At 73.9% G+C, this 14,603-nt stretch carries 11 protein-coding genes and 1 riboswitch; of the genes, 10 read left to right on the top strand and 1 reads right to left on the bottom strand.

From position 1 onward, the window contains the following. Positions 1-145: 145 nt before the first annotated feature. The 3 genes from ACH4PY_RS08315 to ACH4PY_RS08325 all read left to right on the top strand — a co-directional run bounded on the left by ACH4PY_RS08315 (position 146) and on the right by ACH4PY_RS08325 (position 4,512). Positions 146-2,203, top strand: a complete 2,058-nt coding sequence (locus ACH4PY_RS08315; protein WP_398177342.1) for an N-6 DNA methylase — start codon at positions 146-148, stop codon at positions 2,201-2,203. Positions 2,204-2,296: 93 nt separating this feature from the next. Continuing rightward, a complete protein-coding gene (locus ACH4PY_RS08320; protein ID WP_398177345.1) occupies positions 2,297-2,977 on the top strand; it encodes a hypothetical protein in 681 nt (226 codons plus the stop codon). Next, on the top strand, positions 2,974-4,512 hold the full coding sequence (locus tag ACH4PY_RS08325) for a protein kinase (RefSeq protein ID WP_398177348.1): 1,539 nt from the start codon (positions 2,974-2,976) through the stop codon (positions 4,510-4,512). The genes ACH4PY_RS08320 and ACH4PY_RS08325 overlap by 4 nt, the downstream gene beginning before the upstream one ends. 21 nt (positions 4,513-4,533) lie before the next feature. On the opposite strand, the gene ACH4PY_RS08330 is transcribed toward ACH4PY_RS08325, so the two are convergent. Continuing rightward, positions 4,534-6,114: a DUF2079 domain-containing protein gene (locus ACH4PY_RS08330; RefSeq protein WP_398177351.1), complete on the bottom strand. Its 1,581-nt coding sequence runs from the start codon at positions 6,112-6,114 to the stop codon at positions 4,534-4,536. A 287-nt stretch (positions 6,115-6,401) separates the two neighbouring features. Here ACH4PY_RS08330 and ACH4PY_RS08335 point away from each other — a divergent pair, with 287 nt between their 5' ends. The 7 genes from ACH4PY_RS08335 (at position 6,402) to eno (ending at position 14,474) form a co-directional block, all read left to right on the top strand. Further along, positions 6,402-7,214, top strand: a complete 813-nt coding sequence (locus ACH4PY_RS08335) for an HNH endonuclease family protein (RefSeq protein WP_398177353.1) — start codon at positions 6,402-6,404, stop codon at positions 7,212-7,214. Between the two features lie 204 nt (positions 7,215-7,418). Continuing rightward, complete coding sequence (locus ACH4PY_RS08340) at positions 7,419-8,075, top strand: SurA N-terminal domain-containing protein (RefSeq protein WP_398177356.1); 657 nt, start codon at positions 7,419-7,421, stop codon at positions 8,073-8,075. Positions 8,076-8,109: 34 nt separating this feature from the next. Further along, complete coding sequence (locus ACH4PY_RS08345; RefSeq protein WP_398177359.1) at positions 8,110-9,171, top strand: nucleoside triphosphate pyrophosphohydrolase; 1,062 nt, start codon at positions 8,110-8,112, stop codon at positions 9,169-9,171. Positions 9,172-9,273: 102 nt separating this feature from the next. Continuing rightward, positions 9,274-10,551 (top strand): cytochrome P450, encoded by a 1,278-nt coding sequence (locus ACH4PY_RS08350; protein ID WP_398177362.1) that lies wholly within the window; start codon positions 9,274-9,276, stop codon positions 10,549-10,551. A 136-nt stretch (positions 10,552-10,687) separates the two neighbouring features. Next, positions 10,688-11,755 (top strand): transglycosylase family protein, encoded by a 1,068-nt coding sequence (locus tag ACH4PY_RS08355; RefSeq protein WP_398177365.1) that lies wholly within the window; start codon positions 10,688-10,690, stop codon positions 11,753-11,755. A gap of 411 nt (positions 11,756-12,166) precedes the next feature. Beyond that, a riboswitch (cyclic di-AMP (ydaO/yuaA leader) is annotated at positions 12,167-12,295 on the top strand. Between the two features lie 5 nt (positions 12,296-12,300). Next, on the top strand, positions 12,301-13,008 hold the full coding sequence (locus tag ACH4PY_RS08360) for a transglycosylase family protein (RefSeq protein ID WP_398177368.1): 708 nt from the start codon (positions 12,301-12,303) through the stop codon (positions 13,006-13,008). A gap of 185 nt (positions 13,009-13,193) precedes the next feature. Then, positions 13,194-14,474 carry a phosphopyruvate hydratase gene (gene eno, locus ACH4PY_RS08365; protein ID WP_398177370.1) on the top strand — a complete coding sequence of 427 codons (1,281 nt, stop codon included), beginning with the start codon at positions 13,194-13,196 and terminating at the stop codon, positions 14,472-14,474. The last annotated feature ends 129 nt before the right edge of the window (positions 14,475-14,603 follow it).

Here is a 14,603-nt window from a genome sequence, read left to right on the forward strand (position 1 = left end):
GAGAGCATGACGTTGTGAACCGAGTCAACGCTAAATCTCGAACGAGTGATGTTCACGCCGTGAAGGGGTTCGATCGTGATCACTGGGTATGCTCGCCCTCACAGACACAGGACACACGCGGACGATCAGGGGGAAGGAGAGGACAGTGCCCGAGCACGCGAGCGAGGTGACGGCGGCGGAAATCGCCAGGCTGGCCGGTGTCGGAAGGGCCGCCGTCAGCAACTGGCGCCGGCGCCACGACGACTTCCCCAGACCCGTGGGAGGTTCGGACACCAGCCCGACCTACGAGCTGGCCGCCATCGAGAAATGGCTGCGCGAGCAGGGCAAGCTCCCCTCCGTGCCGCTGTACGAGCGCCTCTGGCAGCGCGCCGACAGCCACCCCGCGGGCGTGCCCGCGGCCCTGCGGATCGCCGGGTCCGTCCTGATGCTCATGCGCGAGGACCCCCGCCTGGCCGTCCACTACAACGCCGCCTCCGACGCCGAGCTGGCCGACCGGCTGGCGCCCGAGCTGGAATCCGCGCTGACCGCGCGGTTCGGCCCGGACCACCCCGTGCGCCTGCCCGACCGGCTGGAGGAGGCCGTGCCGCTGCTGCGCACCGCGGTGAAGTTCGCCGAGGACGTCGGCCCCGCCCAGACCTACGAATTCCTCTTCGGCCGCTATCTCGACGCCAACCCGCGGCAGTTCGTCCTCACCCCGCCGGGCCCGGCCGAGCTGATGGCCGCGCTCGCCGGGGAGCGGCCGGGCAGCGTGCTCGACCCCGCCTGCGGCAGCGGGGCCCTGCTGCGCGCGAGCGGTGCCACGGCCGCCGTGCACGCCCAGGAGGCGGACGCGGAACTGGCGTCGCTGACCGCGCTGCGCCTGGCCCTGGCGACGGACCCCACCGTCCGGGTCCGGGTGGCAACGGGCGACAGCCTGCGTGCGGACGCCTTCCCCGGCCTGACCGCCGACACCGTGCTCTGCCACCCGCCCTTCAACGACCGCAACTGGGGCCATGACGAGCTGGGTTACGACCCGCGCTGGGAGTACGGCTTCCCGGCCCGTACCGAGTCCGAGCTGGCCTGGCTCCAGCACGCGCTGGCCCACGCGAAGGAGGGGGGCACGGTGGTGATGCTCATGCCGCCCGCCGTCGCGTCCCGCAGGTCGGGCCGCCGGGTGCGCGCCGACCTGCTGCGCCGGGGCACGCTGCGCGCCGTCGTGGCGCTGCCCGCGGGAGCCGCGCCGCCGCACGGGCTGCCGCTCCACCTGTGGGTGCTGCGCAAGCCGCACCCCGAGCACCGTCCTCCCGCCGAACTGCTGCTGTTCGACGCGGCCGGGATACCGGGATCCGGCGCGGAGAAGGCGCCCTGGTTCGCCGTCAGTTCGGCCGCGCTCGACACGTGGCGGGCCTTCGACCGGCACGGCTCGGTGCCCGACCGTCCGGGCCTGAACCGCACGCTGCCGGTCATCGAACTGCTCGACGACGACGTGGACGTGACGCCCGCACGGCACCTCCCGCCGCCCGCCGCCGACGGAGGAGCCGCGGAGCTGGAGTCCGTACGGGACAAGCTGGCGCAGACGCTGCGCCGCACTGCGGACATGGCTCCGGCGCCCCCGGCGGACGGTGAGCCCGCCCGCTGGCCGACCACGACCGTGGGTGAACTGGCCCGTTCCGGTGCCCTGCTGATGCGCGCGGGCGGCGCGGGCAGCGCACCGCAGGACGGCTCGGCCGCCCCGCCCCCCGTGCTGACCGAGCACGACGTCATCGCCGGCGGCGGGCCCACGGGCATACTCCCGCCGGGCCGCGCCGAGGGGCCCGCGGAGGAGCCGGTGCTCGTCGAGGAGGGCGACGTGGTGGTGCCGGTCCTCGGCGGCGGGGGAGTGGCCCGGGTGGTGGACGCCGCCACCGCGGGCGCCGCGCTCGGGCGCAACGTCTACCTGCTGCGACCGGACACCGGGGCGCTCGATCCCTGGTTCCTCGCCGGGTTCCTGCGCGGCACCGCCAACAGCCGCCAGGCCAGCAGCTTTGCGACCACGTCCACCCGGCTCGACGTGCGGCGGCTCCAGGTGCCGCGGCTGTCCCCGGCCGAGCAGCGGCGCTACGGCGAGCGCTTCCGCGCCCTCGCGGCCTTCGAGGACGCGCTGCGCCAGGCCACCCAGCTCGGTGACCAGCTCGTGCAGGGGCTCTACGACGGGCTGACGGAGGGCACGGTGCGGCCCGGATAGTTGTCCACAGGCCGCCACCGAACCCGCGCGGCCTGCCCGTTGTGGCCGATACGCTCTCGACTAGCCATCCGCTTCGACGACCAGGAGCACCAGATGTACGGCCCCGGCATCACCCAGCCGCCGCACCGGCCCGCGGGCCGCGGCGCCGTGATCGGGCTGCGCGTGCTGTTCGCCGCGCTGCCGGTGCTCTCGCTCGGGTTCCTCGCCTGGACGGCGCCGCTGCGGCTGGCCGTGCTGCGGCGCAACCCGGCCGACTGGGCGCTGATGGTGATCGACATCGTCCTGGTCGTCACCGGCTACACACTGGTCGGGCTCGCACAGGAGAACACGGACACCTGGCAGTCGAACGCGGGGACGCTGACGGTGCTGTTCGTCATGTGCGGCACCCCGGCGTACTTCCTCGTCGCGGACATCCGGCGGCGGCCCCAGCCCCCCACCGGATATCCCGTGCACGGCGGTTACCCGGTGCAGAACCCGTACGCCACGGGATACGCCCCGGCGGCGGGCGGGACGGCCGCGGGGATACCCGGTCCCCACCCGATGGCGCACCAGACGCCGGTCCCGCACCAGACCCCCGTCCCGCACCACACCCCGGTGCCGCACCACGGGGCCGGTCCCAACGGGCCGGGCCCGTACGGGACACCGGTTCCCGTGCCGCCGGTGGTGCCCGAGCCGTCGGCAGGGGCGGGTCGGCCGCAGGCGCCGCGGATCGACCAGGTGCGGGCGGAGCTGGACGAGTTGAGCGACTACCTCCGCAAGGAGGAGGGCCGGTGATCGGTCGGCTCGTCGCCGGTCGCTACGAACTGGCCACGGTGATCGGCCAGGGCGGAATGGGCCAGGTGTGGACGGCCTACGACCGGCGGCTGGACCGCCGGGTCGCGGTGAAGCTGCTGCGCCCCGACAAGGTCGCGGGCAGTGACGACGCCGGTGAGCTGCGGCAGCGGTTCGACCGGGAGTGCCGGGTCACCGCACAGGTCGACCACCCCGGCCTGGTGACGGTGCACGACGCGGGCGCGGACGGCGACGACCTCTACTTGGTGATGCAGTACGTGGAGGGGGCCGACCTCGGTGACCACCTCGCCGAGCACGAGCCGTACCCGTGGCCGTGGGCGGTGGCGGTGGGGGCGCAGCTGTGCGCGGTGCTGGCGGCCGTCCACGCGGTGCCGATAGTCCACCGCGACCTCAAGCCGCGCAATGTGATGGTCCGTCCCGACGGCACGATCACCGTGCTCGACCTGGGCGTCGCCTCCGTGATGGACACCGACACCACGCGGCTGACGCACACCGGCACGCCCATCGGCAGCCCTGCCTACATGGCGCCGGAGCAGGCGATGGGCGGCGCGGTCGGACCGCGCACGGACCTGTACGCGCTGGGCGTGCTGCTGCACGAACTGCTCAGCGGGAACGTGCCGTTCGCCGGCACCACCGCGCTCGGCGTGCTGCACCGGCATCTGTACGAGGCGCCGGTGCCGTTGCGGCGGCTGCGGCCCGAGGTGCCCGAGCCGCTGGAGGCGCTGGTGCTGCGGCTGCTCGCCAAGGACCCGCAGCACCGTCCCGGCGCGGCGCAGGAGGTCTACCAGGAGCTGGCGGCGCTGCTGCCGCCGCCCGGCGCGCACCGCACGGTGCTCGGGCCGATGGATCCGACGCGGCCCTTCGTGCGTCCGCAGGCGCCGTGGCCGGACCGCGCGGCCGCCCCGCCGGTGCCGGCAAAGCCCGTCGTGCCGGCGCGGCCCGCGCAGGCGCCGAAGGACACCGACCTGGCCGTGGCCGTGGACGAGGTCAAGAAGCTGCTGGACGCGGGTCGGATCACCCAGGCGGTCGACATGCTGGGCGGCATCATCCCGGCGGCGGCGGAGAAGCATGGCGAGCACTCACCCGTCCTGCGGGCGCTGCGCAAGCAGTACGCCGCCACGCTGATGGAGGACGGGCAGTACCGCCGGGCGCTGCCCGAACTGCGGCGGCTGTCGGACGAGTTCGCCTCGCAGTACGGCGGGGCGGACCGCCAGGCGCTGCATTACCGCTACGAGGCCGCGCAGTGCCTGGAGCACCTCGGCGACCCGCGGGCCGCGCTGAGCGAGTACCGGGTGCTGCTGCCGTACTTCGAGCAGTGGACGGCCACCAGTCCCGGCGTGCCGCTGGACATCCGCCGCAGAACGGCCCACCTGCTCCTGTCCATAGGCGACCGCACCGCCGCCCGCGACATCCTGACCCGGCTGCTCTACGACGCCGAGCGGGTCCACGGCCCGCACCACCCCTTCCCGGCCGAGATCCGCCGGACACTGGCGTGGCTGGGCCAGGTGCACGTCTAGCCGGGCGCGGGACCGGGAGCGTCACCCGCGGCGCAGCACCACGTAGCCGCCGCCCTCGGCGACGGTGGCGTAGCGGGCCTGCGGGTGGAGTTGCCGGGCGTAGCCGACCGGGTCGCTGAGCCAGCCGGAGAGGTTCTCGAAGGCCAGGTAGTCCGGGGCCCGGCCACCGGTCTGGCCGACCCAGTAGACGCTGGTGCGCCGGACCAGGCGGCTGATCGGCCCCACGTTGGCCTCCACCGTGGCGCCGTCCGGGATGCGGGCGAGGGCCCGTTCGGCGGCCCGTGTCCCGCTGTCCACCCGGTAGGCGGCCAGGTGCGTCAGCCCCGCCAACGGGAGCTGGGTGCCCAGTGCCACCGCGGCCCCGAGCGCCGTGGCGGGCAGTGCGCGGGCGGCGGAGCGCAGCCACCGCGGGGTCGGGCGGCGGCCCGGCGCGCCCGAGGCGACGCGCGCGGCGCAGTCGACGGCGGCGAGGAAGACCACGGGCATCAGCACCGCGTTGTAGTGCCAGGCGGTGCCCCAGTTCTCGGGGTAGTGGGAGACGAAGCGCCACCCGATGGTCGGCAGCGCGACCAGCAGCAGCGGGGAGCGCAGCGCCAGCAGCCCCCCGGCGGGCAGCAGCAGCCACAGCAGCGTGCGCAGTGCCGTGACCGGCGGAATGTGGCCGGTGAGGGTGCCGTCGCCGTCGATGTGGTTGAACGCGTTGTACCCCGGCCCGTGGAGCAGCGGGATGAGCCAGCCGATCTCCCACGCCGACGCCACGACCCCGAAGACCGCCAGCCGCAGCGCCCACGGGCGGACCCTGCTGCCACCCGCCGCGCCCCGCAGGGTGTCCTGTCCGGCCCGCAGCCACACCACCACGCCGATCGCCGCGACGGCCGCCCCCAGGTCCTCCTTGACCAGCACCAGCGGCAGCGTCCAGAGCATGGCGGCCGTCCAGCGGCGCAGCAGGACGGCCGAGAGGGAGAAGGCGAGCAGCGGCACGGCGAAGGCGATCTCGTGGAAGTCGAACTCGACGGCCCGCTGGACGCCCCACGACAGCCCGTACGCGGCGCCGACCGCGAGTCCGGCGCCGCGTCCGAGCAGCAGCCCCGCCGCCCGTGTCACGGGGACCACGGACAGGGCGAACAGCAGCGCCTGCGCCACGAGCAGTGTCACCGTGGTCGGGAAGACCCGGTAGAAGGGCGCGATCAGGGCGATCACGGGGCTGAAGTGGTCGCCGAGTTCGTCGAATCCGGGGCCCTTGAGGTCGGCGACCGGAACGTGCAGATGGGCGTACCCCTTCACCGCCTGTTCGAAGATGCCCAGGTCCCAGGACATCGTCTCCATCCGGCGGTAGCGCGAGAGCGAGAGCGCCGCGTAGAGCGCCGTGAAGACCCCGGCGAGCAGCCACGGGTCGAGCCGGGGCGGGCCGAGCGGGGGTCGGCCGAGCCGGGCCGGGAGCGTCCGCGCGGGGCCCGCCGCCGCGTCCGCGTCCGCGCGGGTGTCGCCGGTGTCCGGGGCCGGCGGGCGCGCGGGTGCGGGGATCTCCCGTGTTCCGCCGGGCTCCTGGGCCGGGAGCACGGCCTCCGCGCCGTCCCGCTCGCCGTTGCCGTCGCCGCTCATCCGCCGGTCCTTCCGTCGCCTGGGCTGCCCTGCCACGACACCGCGGCGGCGCACCTTTTCTCCCGTTTCGGGGTGTTACCAGCTTGGCCGGGTGAAGGGGGCGTGCTCGCGTCGGCACGCCGACGCGGGTCCGGTCACCCGCGGGAGGGGCGGTCCCGCGGGTGACCCGGCGGGCCGGGACGCGGACGCGGAGCCGTAGTCTGCGCCATCGGGGGAAGGCAGTTGACGGACTGTTCTTCCGTTAGTCGCACCGGTCGTCCGACCGGCCGGACCCCTGAGAGGCGCTCATGGCACCCACGACCACCCCGCCCGCCGGGTCCGGCACCGACGCCGCGACCGGCCCGGCCGGCACCGGGCGCCCGGCCGCCCGTTTTCGCCTCGCCCGCACCCGGCCCGCCCGGACCCTCGCCTGCGCCGCGGCCCTCGCCGTCGTCCTCGGCGGCGGCCTCGCGGGCTGCAAGGACCCCAACCTCCCCGCGGCAAGCGGCAGCGCCTCGGCGTCCGCCGCCCCGGGCAGCACGGCGGGCGCGCCCGGCAGCGCACTGGCCGCCGCGGGCCGGCTGACCGTCAAGGGGCGCGCGCCCAAGACCGGCTACACGCGCGAGAAGTTCGGCCCCGCGTGGTCCGACACCGACCACAACGGCTGCGACACCCGCGACGACATACTCAAGCGCGACCTGCGGCAGACGACCTTCCGCGACGGCGCCAAGAAGTGCATCGTCACCGCCGGCGTCCTCGCCGACCCGTACACGGGCACGCAGATCACCTACAAGCGCGGCGCGAGCAAGGTCGACATCGACCACGCGGTGGCGCTGTCCGACGCGTGGCAGAAGGGCGCCGCGCAGTGGCCGGACACCAAGCGCCGCGACTTCGCCAACGACCCGCTCAACCTGCTGGCCGTCGACGCCTCCACCAACCGCCGCAAGAGCGACGGCGACACCGCCACCTGGCTGCCGCCGAACACCGCCTTCCGCTGCGCCTATGTGGCGCGGCAGGTCGCGGTGAAGAAGAAGTACGGCCTGTGGGTGACCTCCGCGGAGCGCGACGCCATGCGCAAGGTGCTCGGCGGCTGCCCCGCGGAGCGGCTGCCCACGGGCTGACGGCGCCGGGTCCGGAATGCCGTCCGCACCTGCGGGAACCGGGCGGTGACACGGGCCGTGGGGCGGCGGGGGAGCGGCCGGCGCGGGCGGGCTGTGCGGATCCTGTGGTGCGGAGTGCTGGATATCGGCGGTCCGGGATCAATATCCTCGTGCTCGATCATCACATCAGCATCGTGAGGCTTGTTCCCCTGCCGGGAGGCACCCATGGTCCGCCGCCGCACCGCCGCCGTCTCGATCGCCGCAGCCGCGCTGCTGCTGGCATCGCCCGCCCTGACCGCGTGCGGATCGGGCCCGGACCGGACCGGCGCCGCAGCCGTGGTGGGCGACCAGCGGATCACCGTGGCCTCGCTCCAGTCGAAGGTCAACCAGGTGCGCGCGGCGCAGGAGGCCTCCCCGCAGAGCGCCCAGCTGCTCGCGTCCAGCACCAAGCTGTCGACGCAGACGCTGACCATGCTCGTGCAGACCGCCGTCATCGAGCGGGCCGCCGACGACGCCGGTGTGACGGTCTCCGAGGAGGAGGCACAGCAGGACCGCGCGGCCGCGCTGGAGCAGTTCGGCGGCAGCGAGCAGGCGCTGAACGCGGCGCTGCTCCAGCAGTTCGGCATCGCGCCCGGCGAGGCCGACACCTACTTCCGGACGAACGCGCTGCTCGGCAAGCTGATCTCCAGCCTCGGCTACCAGCCGGGCAGCGACGGCGGCCAGACCGCGCTGCTCGGCATCCTCACCAAGACCGCGGACAAGCTCGGTGTGACGGTCAACCCGCGCTACGGCACCTGGGACAAGAAGAAGGCCAGCATCGGCGACACCTCCGACGCCTGGGTGATCACCAAGCCCCCGGCCGCGGCGGCGCCGGTCGCGTGAGGCCGTTGTCGGACCCTCGCGGTACGTTCGAGGGGTGAACGACTCCGCTGCCGACTCCACCGCCGGTCCCGGCACCGCCCCCACGGGCGGCGCCGGCCGGCTGGTCCTGCTCACCACCAGCCACCGGGTGGCCCCGGGGCAGCTGTCCTGGCCCGCTTGGCAGGTGCTGCGCGGCGCCGACCGGGTGCTGTGCCCCGACGACGGGCATCCGCAGCTGCCCTTCCTGCGCGAGGCTGGGGTGGCCGTGGAGATCGCCGCGCCCACCGGCCGTGAGCTGGTGGAGGCGGCGGCCGGGGGGCGCACGGTGGTCTATCTGCCGCCGGGCGGCGGGGAGGGCGACCGGGCGGTCACCGCGGAGCTCGCCGCGCTCGGCGGGTCCGGCCGGGTCGAGATGCCCGACCTGGAGCTGCTGCCCGGCTCGTACGACCTGCCGGGCGCGCGGCTGCTGGATCTCGTCCAGGTGATGGACCGGATCCGGGCCGAATGCCCCTGGAGCAGCCTGCGCACGCACGAGGATCTCGCCACGTACGGCATCGAGGAGATGTACGAGCTGGTCGAGGCGATCGAGGAGGGCGACCGGGCGGCGGTCCGCGAGGAGCTGGGGGACGTCCTGCTCCAGGTGGTCTTCCACGCCGCCATCGCCGAGAGCGATCCGGACGAGCCGTTCGGCATCGACGACGTGGCGGCCGGGCTGGTCGACAAGCTGGTCCACCGCCACCCGCACATCTTCGGCGAGGAGGTCGCCGAGACGCCCGAGCAGGTGCAGGCCAACTGGGTACGGCTCAAGGGCGTCGAGAAGGCCCGCGAGTCGGTCACGGACGGGGTGCCGCTCGCCTCGCCGGCTCTGGCGCTGGCCGCCAAGCTCGCCGGGAGGGCGCGGCAGGCCGGGCTCCCGCTGCCCGTCACCCCGCCCGCCCCGCTCTACGACGACGAGAGCGCGCTCGGCGACCACCTGCTGGCCGAGGCGGCCGCCGCCCAGTCGTCCGGCATCGACCCCGAGGCGGCCCTGCGGCACGCGGCACGCCGCTACCGTACGGCGATACGCGCCGCCGAGTCGGAGGTGCGGGCCGGGCGGAACGGGCCCCGGGAGCCGTAGCCGCCGCGGCGGCGGGTACGCGCACGGCTGCCCCGTCCCGCAGGCGGGCGCACCCGCACAGGGGCGCATCCCGCACACGGGCGCGTCGCGTACGGTCGGGGGATGACCGACGGCGCCGCCATGCCCGAGCTCTTCACCTGGGAGTTCGCCACCGACCCCTACCCCGCCTACGCCTGGCTGCGCGAGCACGCGCCCGTCCACCGCACGACGCTGCCCAGCGGGGTCGAGGCCTGGCTCGTCACCCGCTACGCCGACGCGCGCGAGGCGCTGGCGGATCCACGCCTGAGCAAGAACCCGGTGCACCACGCGGAGTCGCCCGGCGCGCGCGGCAAGACCGGTATCCCGGGCGAGCGCAGCGCGGATCTGATGACGCATCTGCTGAACATCGACCCGCCCGACCACACCCGGCTGCGCCGCCTGGTCTCCAAGGCCTTCACCCCGCGCCGGGTGGCGGGCTTCGGGACGCGGGTGCAGCAGCTGACGGACCGTTTCGTGGACGGCTTCGCGGCACGCGGGGAGGCGGACCTGATCCACGAATTCGCCTTCCCGCTCCCTATCTACGCCATCTGCGACCTGCTGGGTGTCCCCGCCGAGGACCAGGACGACTTCCGGGACTGGGCCGGGATGATGATCCGGCACGGCGGCGGTCCGCGCGGCGGTGTGGCGCGCTCGGTCAAGCGGATGCGCGCGTATCTGACGGAGCTGATCCACCGCAAGCGCGCCGAACTGGCGGCGGGCGCCGCGGGCGGCCCGCCCGACGACCTGATCGCCGGTCTGATCCGGGCCTCCGACCACGGCGAGCACCTGACGGAGAACGAGGCCGCGGCCATGTGCTTCGTGCTGCTCTTCGCGGGATTCGAGACCACCGTCAACCTCATCGGCAACGGCACCTACGCGCTGCTGCGCAACCCCGGGCAGCGCGCGGTCCTCCAGCAGGCCCTCGCGTCGGGCGACCACGGCCTGCTGGACACCGGGATCGAGGAACTCCTTCGCTACGACGGCCCCGTGGAGCTGGCGACCTGGCGCTACGCCACCCGGCCGGTCGAGATCGGCGGCGTGGCCGTGGCCCAGGGCGACCCGGTCCTGGTCGTGCTCGCGGCCGCCGACCGCGACCCCGAGCGCTTCACCGACCCCGACCGCCTCGACCTCGCCCGGCGGGACAACCCGCACCTCGGGTACGGCCACGGCATCCACTACTGCCTCGGCGCGCCGCTCGCCCGGCTGGAGGCCAGAACGGCGCTCGCGACCCTGCTGACCCGGCTGCCGGACCTGCGGCTCGCCGCCGATCCCGGCGATCTGCGGTGGCGCGGCGGCCTGATCATGCGTGGCCTGCGCACCTTGCCGGTGGCCTTCACCCCCGAGGCGCCGCAGCAGAACTGACGCGTCGTCAACCTCGTGACCGCGACGTGACGACCGCTACATCGACTTGTGATCCGTTGGCCAACCCCGCTACGTTCTGCGGTCAACGCGAGGCGTGCGAAGGCTGCGCGCGACGGCACCGATGAAAGGCGACCGTATGCTCTCCGCCAACGGCAGGCACCGACGCCCCCGCCAGGCCCCCGCGGCCGTGGTGACTGTGGCGGCGACCGGTGCGGGACTCGCACTGCCCCTGCTGGTCGCGGGTGCCGGGGCCGCGCAGGCCGCGGACGGCGGCACGTGGGACAAGGTCGCGATATGCGAGAGCGGCGGCCAGTGGGACGCCACCTCGGACAACGGCGTCTTCGGCGGCCTCTCGCTCACCGAGGACACATGGGTCCGCTACGGCGGCCTGCTCTACGCCCCGCGCCCCGACCTCGCCTCCCGCGCCCACCAGATCAAGGTGGCCGAGAAGGTCCTGGACGCCCTCGGCCCCGACGCCTTCCCCGGTTGCGAGCTGGGCACGGGCCTGCTCGACGACCCCGCCGGCGACGACAGCGGCAACGGCGGCGGTAACGGGAACGGCGACGGCTCCACCGCCACCCCCGCGCCCACCACGACCGCCGACCCGACCGCCCCCACGGCCCCCGCCGACCCCGGCACCCCGGCGGCGACGCCCACGACGCCCGCCGCACCCACGACGCCCGGCACCCCCGCGACCGGCACCGGCACGGGCACCCCCGCGCCCCCGGCCACGGCGAGCCCCACCCCGACCGACCCGAGCGCCCCTGCGGTCACCCCCACCGCCCCGGCCACCGACCCCTCCGCCCCGGCGACGTCCGCCACCCCCGCCGACCCCGGCACGCCCACGGCGGGCTCCGGCCGCCACGCGCGCCCGTACAGCCCCACCGACGAGGAGCTGGCCGCGGCCGACCGGGCGAGCCGTACCCGTACGACCGCCGTCGTTCCGGGCGCCACGGACGGGGACACCGGCGCGGGCACCGCGGACGACGGCCAGGCCAACGACCAGGGCAACGGCGGCAATTCGGACACTACTTCACATAAGGCGACGGACGTCTACAAGATCGGCGCCGGTGACTCGCTCTCCGGGATCGCGGCCGCGCACGACGTCCCCGGTGGCTGGCAGCACCTCTACGACGTCAACCGCCAGGCGATCGGCGACGATCCAAACCTCATCAAACCCGGACAGACCATCGATCTCGGGTGAGGTGTACGGCCGTCCGGAGTGAAATCCCCTGTCGTACATGCCTGGTGACAAAAAGGACGTAGGGGATTTCCGTTCCATGGGGTGATGTGACAAGCCTCTCCTCGAACCTGTGACCGCCTCCTTGACTCCCGCCCCGTCGCGGCCCGTCCGACCTGCGGATTCGTCCAGCGGCCGACATCGTGGCCGCAGTTGGCGTCCGAAACGCGAGTGTTTGTTCAATCCGGTCCGGTGTGCTTAACGTCTAAGCGCTCGCCACAGCGGGCCCCGCCGGAGCGGAACGCCGAGTCCTGCCGCCGCGCCCGACGGGAGCAACCGACGCGAAAGCGCCGCAGGCAGGAGCGGGGGACCCACGGTCTTTCCGCCGGACCCAGGCAACGGACGGCATCGTGCCGCGCAGCCCGCTGCGCCGTCGCGACGAAGCCGCCGCCGCCCCCACGGGTCCGGCTCGGGGTGAAGCAGGGCATCCGCCTACGCGGTGCCGGCCGGGCAACTCACGTCCGAACCCGACAGCTGACCTCGCAGGCGTCGGTGAGGGACATACACACATGGGTAAGCACCGTCGTGCCTCGAAGATGGTCCGATTCGCCACTTTCGCCGGTGTTGCCGGCGTCGCCGTCGCCGCGCCGCTGATCGGCGCCACCTCCTCCTCGGCCGCCTCCGTGGCCACCTGGGACGCCGTCGCGCAGTGCGAGTCCGGCGGCGACTGGCACATCAACACCGGCAACGGCTACTACGGCGGCCTGCAGTTCTCGCAGTCCAGCTGGGAGGCGGCGGGCGGCCTGCAGTACGCGCAGCGCGCCGACCTCGCCACCAAGGACCAGCAGATCGCGGTCGCCGAGAAGCTCCTCGCCCTCCAGGGCCCCGGCGCCTGGGCGTGCGCCTCGGCCGGCGGCCTGACCGCGGGCGGCCCGGCCCCCGACATCAACCCCGGCGGCTCGTCCTCGTCGTCCTCCTCGTCGAGCAGCTCCAGCAGCTCCACGGCGGCGAAGACCACGACGAAGACCACCACCAAGACCACCGCCGCCAAGAGCACCCCGGCCAAGAAGGCCGCGAAGCCCGCGAAGCACACCGCCACCGACTGGCAGCGGCACGGCGCCAAGGGCTCGTACACCGTCGTCTCCGGCGACACGCTGTCCGAGATCGCCGCGAGCCACCACGTCAAGGGCGGCTGGCACAACCTCTTCCAGCTCAACAAGGACGTCGTCAAGGACGCCGACCTGATCTACCCGGGCCAGCACCTGCGCCTCGGCTGATCCGGGACGGGGGGCGAGCAGCCCCCGCACGCCCTCACCGGCCGGCCGGACGCGCGGCGCGCCTCGCGGCGCCCGCGCGCCCGGCCGGTTTTCCGTCTCAGGGGCCGGGCCGAGGACCGGCCCGGGGACGCGAGCCGGTTAGGCTCGTCCCGGAAAAACGAGAAGACATCTCAGAAGGAGACAACGTGCCGTCCATCGACGTCGTCGTAGCCCGGGAAATCCTCGACTCGCGAGGCAACCCCACCGTCGAGGTCGAGGTCGGCCTCGACGACGGCAGCACCGGCCGGGCCGCAGTGCCGTCCGGCGCCTCCACCGGCGCCTTCGAGGCCCTCGAACTCCGCGACGGCGACAAGAACCGCTACCAGGGCAAGGGCGTCGAGAAGGCCGTCCTCGCCGTGATCGAGCAGATCGGCCCGGAGCTCGTCGGCTACGACGCCACCGAGCAGCGGCTGATCGACCAGGCGATGTTCGACCTGGACGCCACCCCCGACAAGTCCTCGCTCGGCGCCAACGCCATCCTCGGCGTGTCGCTGGCCGTGGCGCACGCCGCCTCCGAGGCCTCGGACCTGCCGCTCTTCCGCTACCTGGGCGGCCCGAACGCGCACGTCCTGCCCGTCCCGATGATGAACATCCTCAACGGCGGCTCGCACGCGGACTCCAACGTCGACATCCAGGAGTTCATGATCGCGCCGATCGGCGCGGAGTCCTTCTCCGAGGCGCTGCGCTGGGGCGCCGAGGTCTACCACACCCTCAAGGGCGTGCTCAAGACGCGCGGCCTGTCCACGGGCCTGGGCGACGAGGGTGGTTTCGCGCCGAATCTCGGCTCCAACCGCGAGGCGCTCGACCTGATCATCGAGGCGATCAAGCAGGCCGGCTACACCCCCGGCCAGGACATCGCGCTCGCGCTGGACGTCGCCGCGTCCGAGTTCTACAAGGACGGCTCCTACGCCTTCGAGGGCAAGTCGCGCTCGGCGGCCGAGATGACCGACTACTACGCCGAGCTGGTCGACGCCTACCCGCTGGTCTCCATCGAGGACCCGCTGTTCGAGGACGACTGGGACGGCTGGAAGACCATCACCGACAAGCTCGGCGCCAAGGTGCAGCTGGTGGGCGACGACCTGTTCGTCACCAACCCGGAGCGCCTGCAGAAGGGCATCGACAACGGCACCGCCAACGCGCTGCTGGTGAAGGTCAACCAGATCGGCTCGCTCACCGAGACGATGGACGCCGTCGAGCTGGCCCAGCGCAGCGGCTACAAGTGCATGATGTCGCACCGTTCCGGCGAGACCGAGGACGTCACCATCGCCGACCTGGCCGTCGCCACCAACTGCGGCCAGATCAAGACCGGCGCCCCGGCCCGCTCCGAGCGCGTCGCCAAGTACAACCAGCTGCTGCGTATCGAGGAGATCCTCGACGACGCCGCGGTCTACGCCGGTCGCAGCGCCTTCCCGCGCTTCAAGGGCTGAACCGCACCGCACGCGCCGCGTCCCCGTCCGGTGCCCTTCCACCGGCGGGGACGTACACGCGTACGGGCGACGGGACAGTATGTTCCTCCCAGGGGCGATAACGTCCCGTGCGAGGGACGCGAGTCCGAG

It is taken from the genome of Streptomyces sp. NPDC021224 (genome assembly GCF_044332905.1).
Taxonomy (GTDB): Bacteria; Actinomycetota; Actinomycetes; order Streptomycetales; family Streptomycetaceae; genus Actinacidiphila.